This window comes from Nitratidesulfovibrio liaohensis (assembly GCF_011682075.1).
In the GTDB taxonomy this organism is placed as follows: domain Bacteria; phylum Desulfobacterota; class Desulfovibrionia; order Desulfovibrionales; family Desulfovibrionaceae; genus Cupidesulfovibrio; species Cupidesulfovibrio liaohensis.
In genome coordinates this window covers 1-13,575 of record NZ_VSMK01000624.1, presented here as the reverse complement: position 1 = coordinate 13,575, position 13,575 = coordinate 1, and the positions used below count along the sequence as shown (strand labels likewise).

Genomic DNA, 13,575 nt, shown 5'->3' with positions numbered 1-13,575 from the left:
GGCCCGGCGGCGCGGCCTGGCCCCGCTGGCAGAGGCCCTGCACACGGCGCGACCCACGGCGGACGCCCTGGCGCTGGCCGCTCCCCACGTCACCCCAGAAGGCACCGATCCGGAACTGGCCGTGCCCGATGTGCAGGCCGCCTTGGCCGGTGCCCGCGACATTCTGGCCGAAACCTGCGCGGAATCCGCCCCCCTGCGCGGTGCCCTGCGCGACCTGTTCGTGCGGCGCGCCGTGCTGCGCGCCAAGGCCGTACCCGGCAAGGAAGCGGAAGGCGCCACCTACGCCGACTGGTTCGGCCACGAGGAACGTGCCGCCGCCATGCCCTCGCACCGTCTGCTGGCCATGCTGCGCGGCGAACGCGAAGGTTTTCTTTCCGTGTCCGTGCGTCCCGACGACGCCGACGCGCTGGACACCCTGCACCGCCGGGCGGGCATCACCGCCACGGGCACCGCTCCACGGCCCGAAACAGCCGCCGGACAGGTGGATGCGGCCCTTGCCGATGCCTGGAAGCGGCTGCTGGCCCCATCGCTGGAGAACGAACTGCGCACGGCCCTGCGCGAGCGGGCAGAGGCACAGGCCATCGGTGTCTTTGCCGCCAACCTGCGGGAACTGATCATGGCCCCGCCCCTGGGCGGGCGCCGCATGCTGGCGCTGGACCCCGGCTGGCGCACCGGGTCCAAGCTGGTCTGCCTGGATGCGCAGGGCACCCTGCTGCACCACGAGGTCATTCATCCGCTGACGGGCGATGCCGGGGCGGAGCGCGCCGCGCGCACCCTGCGCGACTGCTGCATGAAATACAACATCGAGGTGGTGGCCGTGGGCAACGGCACCGCCGGACGCGAGACGGAGGCCTTCGTGCGGGGGGCTGGCCTGCCCGCCGGGGTGGACGTGGTGCTGGTGAACGAAACCGGGGCCTCGGTGTATTCCGCGTCCGAGGTGGCACGCCGTGAATTTCCGGACCACGATCTGACCGTGCGCGGGGCCGTATCCATCGGGCGGCGACTGATGGACCCGCTGGCGGAACTGGTGAAGATCGACCCTCGCTCGCTGGGCGTGGGCCAGTACCAGCACGACGTGGACCAGGCCGCCCTGCGCCGCGCCCTGGACGAGGTGGTGGCCTCGTGCGTCAATGCCGTGGGCGTGGACGCCAACACCGCCAGCCCGGAACTGCTGGCCCACGTTTCCGGCATCGGTCCGGTGCTGGCCCGCAACATCGTGGCCCACCGGACGGAAAACGGCCCCTTCCGCAGCCGCAAGGACCTGCTGAAGGTGCCGCGCCTTGGCCCCAAGGCCTTCGAGCAGGCGGCGGGCTTTCTGCGCGTGCGCGGCGACAACCCGCTGGACGCCAGCGCGGTGCACCCGGAACGATACTCTCTTGTGGCCCGCATGGCGGCGGACCTTGGCTGCGCCTTGACCGACCTGCTGCGCCGCGACGACCTGCGCGGACGCATCCGGCCCGAACAGTATGTTGCCGACGGCGTGGGCCTGCCCACCCTCACCGACATCCTGGCCGAACTGGCCAGGCCGGGGCGCGACCCGCGCCCGTCCTTCACCCCGTTCCGCTTCGCGGAAGGGGTGCATTCGCCAGACGACCTGGAACCGGGCATGGTGCTGCCGGGCATCGTCACCAACGTCACCGCCTTCGGGGCGTTCGTGGACATCGGGGTGCACCGCGACGGGCTGGTGCACGTCAGTCAGTTGTCCGACCGCTTCGTGCGCGATCCGGCAGAGGTGGTGGCCCCGGGCCGCACCGTGCGGGTGCGGGTGCTGGAGGTGGACCGGGCGCGTGGCAGGGTGAGCCTGGGCATGAAGGGCGTGGACCAGCAATAGCCCGGCCCGGCGTGCGCCGCCCGACCAGACCGCCAGAAAGGCCCGGCTGAAAGCATAACGCCCGCGCGACAACCATCGCGCGGGCGTTTCCGCGTACCGCAAACTCCGTCGTGCCCGGCCCGCGCCCCCGGGGCGCGGCCAAACGGATCACCACGCCGTTCCTACTTCTTTTTCTTGCTGCGCTTTTCGCGGGCCTCGTTGAACAGCTTGTCCTTCTTCTTTTCGAAGACCAGGGTGGTACGCAGCGCGGCAAGGCCCAAAGCCACCACGGAAAGGATGAGGATGAGCCCCTTCTGCAACTGCCATTTCTGGGTGCTGATAAGGCCCGTGGCCCACGTGGCCCCGGCGCGCTCGCCATAGAACAGGGCCAGCGGCGCCGCCACCAGGATCAGCAGCAGCCCGATGATCTCCATCCACAGGAAGCTGCGCCAGAACAGCAGCATGAACAGCGTGGAATCGCGCACCATCCGCAGGAACTTCAGGCGCGATTCCAGATCCTTCAGCCGTTCCTCCTCGACCTCGGCCACGGCATGGGCGCGCTTGAAGGTTTCCGCCACTTGCAGATTGGTCTTCAGTGCCCAGTTCAGGCTGGCGGCGCACATGTTGTAGTTCTTGTTGAACTCCACGAGAATGCGCGGGAACGGGAACCAGGCCGCCTCGTCGCGGATGTGCATCAGCCGGGCCATGAACCCGTTGAACCGCGTCTTCAGGTCCTTGGCCTCGCGCCCGATGCGCAACTGCATGTCCTTTTCCAGTTGCGAGCGCCCATTGATCACCGTCTGGAACGGCACGAAGTTGCGAATCTCGGCCATGCGCACCAGATTGGTCACGCGCACGTCGGTCTGCACCGCAAAGGGGTGTTCCTCGCTGAACCACGTGCCCAGTTCGGCCCGCAGGCGCGTCAGCCCCTGTTTTTCTTCCTCCACCCGGGTTTCCGCCTCGTTCCACGGCACATGCAGCGCCGTAAGCAGGTGCAGGTGGCCGCGCTCCAGTTCCGGGTCCAGCAGCACGCGGTTGAACACGTTGGGGTCCTGGGCGATCAGGGTCAGCAACTGTGCCGTGGCCTGCTCCACGAAGCCCATCTTCACATGGCAGACCGCCTGCCGGTACTCGGCATCGGCCCACTGCGGGCACAGACGCACCACCTGCCGGTACAGCTGCGTGGCGGGCTGGTACTTGCCCTGCACCTCGTTCAGGCGGGCCTGGAGAAAGATGTGCCACCCCTGCTGCAACGCCGTGGGGGCCAGGGTTTCCGCTTCCTTCCACAGCGAGGCGGCACGCAGAAAGTCGCCGCGTTCCAGGGCCACGAAGCCCAGCATGCTGCGGTTGCGGTAGTCGCGCGGGTTCTTGATCTGGATCTGGGCCAGTTCGCGTTCCAGGGCCACGGGCTCGCCGTGGCGGATGGATTCCAGCACGCCCCACACCGGGTTGTCGTCCTTGGGGGCCATCTCGTCGAGGCCTTTCGGATATTCCTTGCCCCGCGCCAGCCACATGCGGCGCACCATGCGGTGCTGCCCGGCACTGCCAATGTCGAACATGGCGCGGGTCATGATGCCTTCGGCCCCTTCGGAGGCCAGCAGCGTGGCAACCCCTTCGCCTATGTCTCCGGCAAGTTGCGCATCGATGATCTGGAAACCCTGGTTCAGGGTCTCGAAGTCCAGCAGGGCCACGTCGCGCCACACGCTGGGGGTCAGCGTTTCCAGTTTGCGCGAGGGGCAGGCGGTGACCTCGTGGTTGCGCATGCCGCAATAGAAGCAGCACGGGTTGTTGCCCGCCACCGCGCGGGTGGAAACCACCACCGGCAGCGCGCCCGCTTCCTGCCCGTCATCGGCAAGGCCCACGTTGCACCAGTCGTCCATGCTGCTGTGCTCGACCGAAAAGCGTACTTCGTGGATGGTGAAGCCCTCGCCCAGCAGGTAGGCGTTGCGGAAGCTGGTGTGCGGGTAGTCGGGCACCAGCTGGTCCCAGTCCAGGGCCACCTTGCGGGGCAACTCATTGTTGAAGTTCAGGCCCTTGCGGTCCACGATGGCGCTGACGCACGGCCAGTAGGCGTCAGGTCGCTGTTCCTTCACCTCGCGCACGCGTTGCAAAAGGTCGCGGCACCACTGCCGGTACAGGCGCAGGTTTTCCAGCGGAAAGATAAGGAAGGATTCGTGCAGGATGTACTTGAACTTGTGGCGCTTGAGGATTTCCTCGATCTCGCCGAACATGGAACGCCAGCCCGCCTGAAATCCCTTGTCCAGGGGGTTGCCCAGGGGGCGCAGCACCGAGTACCATCCGGTGGTTGACTGGTACGGCAGGCGCGAATCGGCCCGCAGCATGGTCCATTCGGCGGGCACCATGCCGCGCAGGGCCGCGGCCTTTTCGAAGGACAGGCCGGGCACGCCGGTGCCCATCTCGCGGGCGCGGGGGTGCACCCACACCTGAAATTCCTGCGGTACGATGAGTTCCTGCGTGGTCAGCACATTTTCCAGCGACAGGGAAATCTCGCGCTTCATGCCCAGCAGCAGGCGCGCGGGCAGCACCTGCCCCGCCACGGGCAACGGGTTGAACTTGCCCCATATTTCCAGCCGCGCCAGCGCCAGGAACACATCCGCCGAGAAGAAGAACCACAGCGACTGATCGCGCTCGGCGGCAATGGTCATGCCGCCGTAGTCCTGCAAGGTTTGCGGCACGGCGGGATTGATGTCGCCCTGCCAGTTCAGCCACAGGGCAAGGCCCGCGGCGCTCATGCGCGATTCGCGGAACTCCGGCAGGCGGCGCAGCAACGATTGCAACTGGGGCATCCGGACCTCTGGATACGGCTAACCAGGGAACATCCCTGATACGGAGTGATGAATGGACGTTACCAAGGCCCTTGCGGACCTGAAGAAGGAACCGGGCTTTGCCGACAACGTCGGCATGGTTCTGGTGCACAACGGCGTGGTGCGCGGCTGGTCGCGCAAGGACAAGAGCAACGTGGTCGCCATCAGGGTAACCCCCGACCGCGAACGCATCAATGAAATATGCCGCGAGTTGTCGGCGCGTCCGGGCATCTTCCGCATCCTGGCCGACGCCGTGGAGGGCGAACTGGCCCCTGGCGACGATGTGCTGTTCCTGGTGGTGGCGGGCGACATCCGCGAAAACGTCAAGGCCGTGTTTGCCGAACTGCTCGACCGCATCAAGGCCGAGGCGGTGACCAAGGAAGAAATCTTCGGCTGACGCCACGGGCCGTACGGCCCCCTGCCGCATTCCGTTCCGCCCCGGTGGCCGTGCCGCCGGGGCATTTTTTTCTCCTTCCGTCAAAAGTACAGCAAGTTCCATTCCTTTTTGCGCCATTCGGGCTACGGCACGGTTGCGGCGGCAACGGATGCCGGGCTTGTCGGGGCGTTGCCGTGCGCGGACGGACGCTGCATGGTGCGCACAGCCCCGAAGTGCATGAGCATGGCGCACTGCTCACTCCAGTCCGTCACCCCATCCCGTGCCGCGCGACACTCTTGCATTTTTTCTGTATATAGATTTTTATATATACATGCGCCGCACATTCCTTGTCCGCTTGCTCCGCGCCGGGCTTCTGGCTCTGCCCCTGTTGTTTCCGCCGCTGCTGGCGGACAGGGGCGGCTTTGCCTGCCGGGCCGGGGAAACATTCGGCGAAGCGAGAGCCGTGGTGCTGCGCGTGCCGGACGGCGATACCCTGGTGGTGGACATACCCGGCTTCCCGCCGGTGGCGGGCCGGGCCATCAGCGTGCGCATTGCCGGGTGCGACACCCCGGAAAAACGCGACCCGCGCGCGGAACTGCGCGAACTGTCGCGCCGCGCCCGCGAACTGACCTTGCATATGGCAGCGCCCGGCAGCACGGTGACCCTGCGCAACCTGCGCCGCGACAAGTACTTCCGCCTGCTGGCAGATGTGGAGGCCGACGGCGGCGACATCGCCTCCGCGCTCATCCAACGCGGGCTGGCCAAGCCCTACGCGGGCGGACGCAAGGAATGGTGAGGCTGCGGGACCGGCCCGCATCTTCCTTGTGCGCCTTCTCCCCTCTTTCCATTCCCCTGCTTCTCAGCCCCCCTGCTCATTCAACGCAAAAGGCCCCGCCGAAGCGGGGCCCTTGCTTTGCATCTTGCACCGTACACGCGAATCAGCATCACTTCCGGCAAGTTACGCACGGCAGTATTTCCGTTTTCCGGCAAGGAAGACAAGCCCGCCACGCAGGGCGCATACTCCGGCGTATGTAACCGGAGTGGCGGGCGCAGTCTGACGCAGCCGGAAGCGGAAAGACAACGCGCGCTAGAAGACCTTGAGCCCCTTGAGCAGCACCAGCAGCACCAGCACCGGGCTCACCCAGCGCACCACGGTGAGGAACGCGGCGATGACGGGCCCGTTGAGCAGCTGCCCCCGGTTGGACAGTTCCGTCTTCACGTTGGCCGCGCCCCACACCCAGCCCGCGAACAGGCAGATGAAGATGCCGCCCACGGGCAGCAGCACGTTGGACGACATGAAGTCGTACAGGTCGAACACGGTCATGCCGAATATCTTCACGTTGGCCATGGTGGACATGGACAGCGTGGCCGGAATGCCGATGATGGCCAGGGTCACCGAGGTGACGATGGTGGCGCGCTTGCGCGGCATGCCGAACGATTCGGCCAGCCAGGCCACGGGCACTTCCAGCAGCGAAAGCATGGCGCCGGTGGCGGCGATGGCGGTAAGGCAGAAGAAGATGACCATGAACACCTGACCGCCCGGCAGCGAGGTGAACACGGCGGGGATGGTCATGAACAGCAGGCTGGGCCCGGCGCTGGGCTCGAAGCCGAAGTTGAACACGGCCGGGAACACCGCCATGCCCGCAAGGATGGAGATGGTCAGGTCGCACAGCATGACGCGGGTGGCCGTCAGCGGAATGTCCTGGTCGTTGCGGAAGTAGCTGCCATAGGTGGTCATGGTGCCCATGCCGATGGACAGCTTGAAGAAGGCCAGTCCCAGGGCCATCAGGATGACATTGGGGGTGATCTTGCTGAAATCGGGGGTGAACAGGAAGGCCAGGCCCTCGCCCGCCTTGGGCAGGGTAAGGCTGCGCGCGCACACCGCCACCAGCAGCAGAAGCAGCACGGGCATCAACACCTTGGTGGTGCGTTCGATGCCCTGCGCCACACCGGCGATGATGATGACGCTGATCAGCACCAGCACGCCCCACTGCCACAGCAGCGACTGCACCGGGTTGCTCACCAGGCCTTCGAAGGCCTTGGCGGCCACGGCGGGGTCGGTGGTGGCTATTTCGCCGGACAGGGCCTTGAAAATGTAGGCAAATACCCACCCGGCCACGTCGGTGTAGAAGCCCATGATCAGGAACGCGGCCACCACGCCCGAAAGGCCCACCAGATGCCAGGGCTGGCCCTTGGGCGCAAGCTGGCGGAAGGTGCCCACCGCGTTGGCCCGGGCGCGACGGCCCAGCATGATTTCCGATATCATCACCGGCAGGCCGACCAGCAGGGTGGCCAGCACGTATACCAGCAGGAACGACGCGCCGCCGTTCTGGCCGGTAAGGGCCGGGAATTTCCAGATGTTGCCGAGGCCCACGGCCGAGCCGAGGGTGGCGGCCAGCACGCCGAGGCGCGTCGCGAAGCCGTCGCGGGCGGTGGTGATCTGTTTCGCCATGTGCACTGTTTCCTTGCAATGTGGGCTCCGGGCGATCCGGGCACCCCTCATTAGACCCATCCCCCTTCTTTATCAAGATATTTGTGCCGTTTCGACCGTTTGCAGACACCCCGAAATCCGGCAGCGGCGCGCAACGGTGCGAAATGGCAGACCATACCAAAAAGAAGCGGCACTCGCATGCGCAAGTGCCGCCTGTGACGGATGCGATGTTGGTCGTACTTTCTGGTACTACGCAACTGAACGATCGTTGAAACGGCGGCCTGTCAGGGGGCGAGGAAAATCTACCTGCGCAGGCGCGCTACTCCGACTGCCCGTCGGGGCCGTCGTCGTTGCCTTCGGGCACTGGCAGCGCGCGGGCGCGGGCATCGGCGCGGATTTCCTCGCGCACGCCCTGCCAGTTCAGCTCGCCCCAGCCCAGGGGGGTGGTGCGTGCCGGGGTTACCGTCACCTCGGCCATGCCGTCCGGCCCGGCCACGCGCACAGTGACGGGCGTGCCCTCGCGTACCGCCTTCGGAGAAAACGAGGCCACGAAGGCGGCGGCATCGCGCACCACTTCCGCGTCCCAGACCTTGCCGTCGAACTGCCGCCCGATGGCCAGCGGACCGGGAAAGCCCGCCACCTTGAAATGCAGGTCCGACGGAAAGGCAAAGCGCACCAAAGCCTCGTTGTCGGCCTGGTGGCGGCCTATGGACAGCCAGTGCGGCCCGGCCCAATACTGCCGCCCGATGTTGGCCAGCTTGAATTCCGCGGCGGCGGCGTGCGGGGAATGGGCCAGCACCGGCCAGTAGCGGCGCGCGTTCTCGCGCTCTGCCAGCTTGCAGCCCCCGGCGGGGGTGGGAATTTCCGTCAGGCCGTACTTTTCGGCCAGGGCCATCTGTTCCCTGCGCCCGCGCCCGAAGATGGCGTGCAGGCGGCTGCGGTCCACCAGGCCCGATTCCTCTGCGGGGGTGGGGTCCAGCTTCTGGGCGCACAGGGGGCGCAGCAGCAGTTCCTTTACCCCGGCATCGCGCCGGATGACATTCAGGGTGTCGCGCCGCTGCGACATGGGGCGCTGCCCCAGCACTTCTCCGGTGATGATGAACGAGGCGCCGTAGCGTTCCATCATTTCGCGTGCGCGGGAAATCATGATGATCTTGCAGTCCACGCAGGGGTTCAGCACCTTGCCGAAGCCATGGGCCGGACGTTCGCGCAGCAGCGTGGCAAAGGCCTCGCCCAGATCCACGGTGGCGATGTCGAGGCCATGGATGGCTTCCCAGTGTTTCACCTTGCCTGGCTTGCCGAAAAAGGGAGAGACGAAGTGCAGGCACTTGACCGCAAGCCCCTGCTCCTCGATGACCTTCACCGCCAGAATAGAATCGAGACCGCCGGACAACAGGGCCACGGCGTCATAGCGTTTGCGTTCCATGGGGGGTGACATACGGCGCGGGGGGACCGTTGGCAAGGGGCGCGGAGTGCCCACCCGCTGCGGACGGGGGTGGTCGCCCCCCATACGGTCCGTCTGCCCGTCCGGCCTCCGTCCTGTCCCCCCGTCCGGACCCGCGCACCCGGCGTTGCCCGCCGCCGCGCCTTCTGATATTCCCCGTGAAGCCCTCTGGCACCCGGCCTGCCCGTCTGGCCGATCAGGCCAGTCTGGCCGATCAGGCCATCTGGCTTTCAGTCGGGGGCACCCCAAGCCCGCAATCATCCCACCCCGGAGACATACATGGCGAAGAAACCCGCGCTGACGCCGGAAGAGATGCGCCGCGAGGCCCTCTCGACGGCCCTCAGCACCATCGAGCGCAAGTACGGCCAGGGCTCGGTCATGAAATTGTCCGACACCGCCCACGTGAACATTCCGGTCATTCCCACCGGCTCCATCGGGCTGGACCTGGCCCTTGGGGTGGGCGGCATTCCGCGTGGCCGCGTGTCGGAAATCTACGGCCCGGAATCTTCGGGCAAGACCACGCTGGCCCTGCACATCATCGCCGAATGCCAGAAGCTGGGCGGCACCGCCGCCTTCATCGACGCAGAGCACGCGCTGGACACCAACTACGCCCGCCGCCTTGGCGTGAAGACCGACGAACTGCTGATCTCGCAGCCCGACTTCGGCGAACAGGCCCTGGACATCGCCGACATGCTGGTGCGTTCCAGCGCCGTGGACATCGTGGTCATCGACTCGGTGGCCGCCCTGATTCCGCAGGCGGAACTGGAAGGCGTGATGGGCGAAATGCAGGTGGGCGGCCAGGCCCGACTGATGTCGCATGCCCTGCGCAAGCTTACCGGCACCATCCACAAGTCGCGCACCGCCGTCATCTTCATCAACCAGATCCGCATGAAGATCGGCACCATGGGCTACGGCAACCCGGAAACCACCACCGGCGGCAACGCGCTGAAGTTCTACAGCTCGATCCGCATGGACATCCGCAAGATCCAGACCCTGAAGGACAAGGAAGAAGTCTACGGGTCGCGCACCCGGGTCAAGGTGGTGAAGAACAAGGTGGCCCCGCCCTTCCGCGAGGCGCTGTTCGACATCCTGTACGGCACGGGCATTTCGCGCACCGGCGAACTCATCGACCTTGGCTCGGACGTTGGCATCATCGAAAAGAGCGGCTCGTGGTTCGCCTTCGGGTCAGAGCGCCTCGGCCAGGGCAAGGAGAACGTCCGCGCCCTGCTGGAAGAAAACGAGGCCCTGCGCCTGAACGTGGAAGCCAAGCTCATCGAGCACCTTGGCATGATGCCCACCAAGGTCGTGGACCCGGACGACAACGCCGGGGCCATGGACGACGACGAATTCTAGCCGCACCGTGCGTCGCGCCGCCGCCAGCCCCGCCCTGCGGGCACGGTGACGTGCGCGGCGCCGTGCGCCTGCGACGCCATACGATCCGCACAGGAGACACCCAGTGATAACCGCCAACGAAATCCGGCGCCGGTTCCTTGAATTCTTCCAGTCGCAGGGCCACGAGATCGTGCGCTCTTCTTCCCTCGTGCCCAAGGACGACCCCTCGCTGCTGTTCACCAACGCGGGGATGGTGCAGTTCAAGAAGATTTTCCTGGGGCAGGAAAAGCGCGGCTACGTGCGGGCCACCACCTCGCAGAAGTGCCTGCGCGTGGGCGGCAAGCACAACGACCTCGAAAACGTGGGCCGCACCGCGCGCCACCACACCTTTTTCGAAATGTTGGGCAACTTCTCGTTCGGCGACTACTTCAAGGAAGACGCCATCAAGTTCGCCTGGAAGTTCCTGACCGAAGACCTGAAGCTGCCCAAGGAACGCCTGTACGCCACCGTTTTCCGTGACGACGACGAGGCGCGCGACCTGTGGCTGGCGCACACCGACATCCCGGCGGAACGCATCTACCGCATGGGCGAGAAGGACAACTTCTGGTCCATGGGCGATACCGGCCCCTGCGGCCCGTGCTCGGAAATCCTCATCGATCAGGGCGAGCACATGACCTGCGGGCCGGACTGCGGCATCGGCAAGTGTGACTGCGACCGCTACCTGGAAATCTGGAACCTGGTGTTCATGCAGTACGACCAGGCCGCCGACGGCACCCGCACCGCGCTGCCCAAGCCCTCCATCGACACGGGCATGGGGCTGGAACGCATCGCCGCCGTGTGCCAGGGCGTGTATTCGAACTTCGACACCGACCTGTTCCAGGCCATCATCCAGTACACCTGCGGCATCGCCGGGGTGTCCTACCGCACCAACGACGAAACGGACACCGCCCTGCGCGTCATCGCCGACCACAGCCGTTCCATGGCCTTCATGATCACCGACGGCATCCTGCCCTCCAACGAGGGGCGCGGCTACGTGCTGCGCCGCCTGATCCGCCGCGCCTACCGCTTCGGGCGGCTCATCGGGCAGACCGGCACCTTCCTGCACAAGACCGCCATGAAGGTGGTCGAGGTGATGGGCGACGACTATCCCGAACTGCGCGGCAATGCCGACTTCATGGCCCGCGTGGTGCGCGAGGAGGAAGAGCGCTTCAACCGCACCCTGGACAAGGGCCTGGCCCTGCTCGAAGAGGAACTGGAAAGCCTGCGCGGCGCGGGCAGCACCCGCGTGGCGGGCGACGTGGCCTTCAAGCTGTACGACACCTTCGGCTTCCCCTTGGACATCGTGAACGACATCGCGGAAAAGCGCGGCTTCACGGTGGACGAGGACGGCTTCCGCACCCTGATGGCAGAGCAGAAGGAACGCGCCAAGGCAGCCTGGAAGGGATCGGGCGAATCGGACATCGCCTCGCGCTTCCACGCCCTGCTCGAAGAAGGCCTGCGCTCGGAATTCATCGGCTACGACCACCTTTCCGGCGACAGCCGCGTGGTGGCCCTGCTGGATGCCACCGGCCTGCCCAGTGAAGGCCTGCCCAAGGGCGCCAAGGGCTACCTTGTGGCCACCCGCACCCCGTTCTACGGCGCGTCCGGCGGCCAGACGGGCGACCTTGGCTCCATCACCTCGCCTTCGGGCAAGGCTCGCGTGCTGGACACCCTGAAGCCCTCGCCCGAGCTTACCGTGCACCAGATCGAAACGGTGGATGGCGAAATCCTGCCCGATCAGGAAGTGCACCTGCAGGTTGAAGAGGACGAGCGCGTGGCCTCTGCCCGCAACCACACCTGCACCCACCTGCTGCACGCCGCCCTGCGCCGCGTGCTGGGCGACCACGTCAAGCAGGCCGGGTCGCTGGTGGCCCCCGACCGCCTGCGCTTCGACTTCACCCACATCGCCGCCATGACGCCGGAAGAAATCGCCGCCGTGGAGCGCGAGGTGAACCGGGTGATCCTGGCCGACCTGCCGCTGGAAACCGACCACATGGCCTACGACGCCGCGCTGACCCGGGGGGCCATGGCCCTGTTCGGCGAAAAGTATGGCGACGAGGTGCGCGTGGTGGCCATTGCCGACGAATCGGTGGAACTGTGCGGCGGCACGCACCTGCGCGCCACCGGGCAGGCCGGGCTGTTCCTGATCCTGTCCGAAGGCGGCGTGGCCGCCGGGGTGCGCCGCATAGAGGCCATCACCGGCTGGAACGCCCTGCGCATGGTCATGGACCAGCGTGCCGAACTGGGCCAGTTGTCCGGGCTGCTGAAGGTCCGCTCCGGCGAGATCGTGCCCCGCGTTGAGGCCTTGCAAAAGGACGTGAAGGGCCTGCGCAAGGATCTGGAAAAGGCCAGCTCCCAGGCCACGTCCGGCCAGGGCCGCAACATCATGGACGAACTGGCCGAGATCAACGGCGTGAAGGTGCTGGCCGCCAAGGTGGATGTGCCCAACGTGAAGGCCCTGCGCGACCTGATGGACGACGTGCGCTCCAAGCTGCCCTCTGGCATCGCCTGCCTGGCCGCCCCCGACGGCGACAAGGTGAGCCTGATCGTGGCCGTTTCCAAGGATCTGCACGACCGCTTCACCGCCCCGGCCCTGATCAAGGCCGTGGCTGCCGCCGTGGGCGGTTCCGGCGGCGGGCGCCCCGACATGGCCCAGGCCGGGGGCACCAACCCGGCGGGCATCGACGAGGCCTTCGATATCCTGCGCAAGACCATCGCTGGATAGCGGCCCTGCACCCGCTGCTACGAAAAACTACGCCCCCGCGTGCCATGCACGCGGGGGCGTTCAGCTTACTGACAAACCCAAAATCTTCCGGGGGAGGGACCCTTTTGCGGCAGCCGTCGGTGAGTCTTCGAGCCTTACGGATGGCGTCCGCGAAGCGTGAAAAGGGTCTCCTCCCCCGCCCTCCCGCTCTGCTGTCTTTATCCGTAATGATCGAAGACTCTCATAACGGCTAAAGCTCCCCCAAAACCTTTCATAGGGGGTTCCAGGAAGCGGTAGCCGCGTTGCCATCGCCTTCCGCGCTTTGCGGTCCCTATCCGTAAGGTTCGCTTCGCTTACCTAACGGCTAGGGCAAGGCACGCAGGCTCGCCTGATGGCGCCACTCTTGGTCATCGAAGGTATCCGAAAACGGACTTTCGACAACGAAAACGCCCCACGTGTCTGCACGCGGGGGCGTTTTCGTTCATCAGCCGAGGTTCGAAGGCCCGGTACACGGGCGCAATCTATCCGCGCGGGCGCGCCAGGCGCAACAGCAGGTCGGCAACGGCTTCGGCGTCGTGGCGCCCCGCCACCGTGGCGGATTGCGCCCCGCCGCC

General features: G+C 66.4%; 8 protein-coding genes. 5 read left to right on the top strand and 3 right to left on the bottom strand.

What is annotated here, in order from left to right:
• Positions 1 to 1,831: helix-hairpin-helix domain-containing protein (locus FVW27_RS16835; protein ID WP_167127360.1), on the top strand; the 1,831-nt coding region annotated here is incomplete at its 5' end.
• A 161-nt stretch (positions 1,832 to 1,992) separates the two neighbouring features.
• On the opposite strand, the gene FVW27_RS16830 is transcribed toward FVW27_RS16835, so the two are convergent.
• On the bottom strand, positions 1,993 to 4,617 hold the full coding sequence (locus tag FVW27_RS16830; protein WP_167127357.1) for a tetratricopeptide repeat protein: 2,625 nt from the start codon (positions 4,615 to 4,617) through the stop codon (positions 1,993 to 1,995).
• Positions 4,618 to 4,669: 52 nt separating this feature from the next.
• Between FVW27_RS16830 and FVW27_RS16825 the strand changes: the two genes are divergently transcribed.
• Both FVW27_RS16825 and FVW27_RS16820 read left to right on the top strand, forming a co-directional pair.
• Positions 4,670 to 5,032, top strand: coding sequence for a molybdenum cofactor biosynthesis protein MoaE (locus FVW27_RS16825; RefSeq protein WP_012612020.1), 363 nt, complete (start codon positions 4,670 to 4,672; stop codon positions 5,030 to 5,032).
• A gap of 310 nt (positions 5,033 to 5,342) precedes the next feature.
• Positions 5,343 to 5,807: a thermonuclease family protein gene (locus tag FVW27_RS16820; RefSeq protein ID WP_243838531.1), complete on the top strand. Its 465-nt coding sequence runs from the start codon at positions 5,343 to 5,345 to the stop codon at positions 5,805 to 5,807.
• Positions 5,808 to 6,098: 291 nt separating this feature from the next.
• Here FVW27_RS16820 and FVW27_RS16815 read toward each other — a convergent pair whose 3' ends face one another.
• Positions 6,099 to 7,463, bottom strand: coding sequence for a sodium-dependent transporter (locus tag FVW27_RS16815; RefSeq protein ID WP_167127354.1), 1,365 nt, complete (start codon positions 7,461 to 7,463; stop codon positions 6,099 to 6,101).
• 298 nt (positions 7,464 to 7,761) lie between these two features.
• On the bottom strand, positions 7,762 to 8,868 hold the full coding sequence (locus tag FVW27_RS16810) for a tRNA(5-methylaminomethyl-2-thiouridylate) methyltransferase (RefSeq protein ID WP_167127351.1): 1,107 nt from the start codon (positions 8,866 to 8,868) through the stop codon (positions 7,762 to 7,764).
• Positions 8,869 to 9,165: 297 nt separating this feature from the next.
• On the opposite strand from FVW27_RS16810, the gene recA reads away from it, so the two are divergent.
• Both recA and alaS read left to right on the top strand, forming a co-directional pair.
• Positions 9,166 to 10,239 carry a recombinase RecA gene (gene recA / locus FVW27_RS16805; protein WP_167127348.1) on the top strand — a complete coding sequence of 358 codons (1,074 nt, stop codon included), beginning with the start codon at positions 9,166 to 9,168 and terminating at the stop codon, positions 10,237 to 10,239.
• 103 nt (positions 10,240 to 10,342) lie between these two features.
• Complete coding sequence (gene alaS, locus FVW27_RS16800) at positions 10,343 to 12,982, top strand: alanine--tRNA ligase (RefSeq protein WP_167127345.1); 2,640 nt, start codon at positions 10,343 to 10,345, stop codon at positions 12,980 to 12,982.
• The last annotated feature ends 593 nt before the right edge of the window (positions 12,983 to 13,575 follow it).

What these genes read in the sequence shown, in the direction of transcription:
- recA (WP_167127348.1), top strand. Translation starts at nt 9,166, where the DNA reads ATGGCGAAGAAACCCGCGCTGACGCCGGAAGAGATGCGCCGCGAGGCC.
- FVW27_RS16830 (WP_167127357.1), bottom strand. Translation starts at nt 4,617, where the DNA reads ATGCCCCAGTTGCAATCGTTGCTGCGCCGCCTGCCGGAGTTCCGCGAA.
- FVW27_RS16825 (WP_012612020.1), top strand. Translation starts at nt 4,670, where the DNA reads ATGGACGTTACCAAGGCCCTTGCGGACCTGAAGAAGGAACCGGGCTTT.
- FVW27_RS16820 (WP_243838531.1), top strand. Translation starts at nt 5,343, where the DNA reads ATGCGCCGCACATTCCTTGTCCGCTTGCTCCGCGCCGGGCTTCTGGCT.
- FVW27_RS16815 (WP_167127354.1), bottom strand. Translation starts at nt 7,463, where the DNA reads ATGGCGAAACAGATCACCACCGCCCGCGACGGCTTCGCGACGCGCCTC.
- FVW27_RS16810 (WP_167127351.1), bottom strand. Translation starts at nt 8,868, where the DNA reads ATGGAACGCAAACGCTATGACGCCGTGGCCCTGTTGTCCGGCGGTCTC.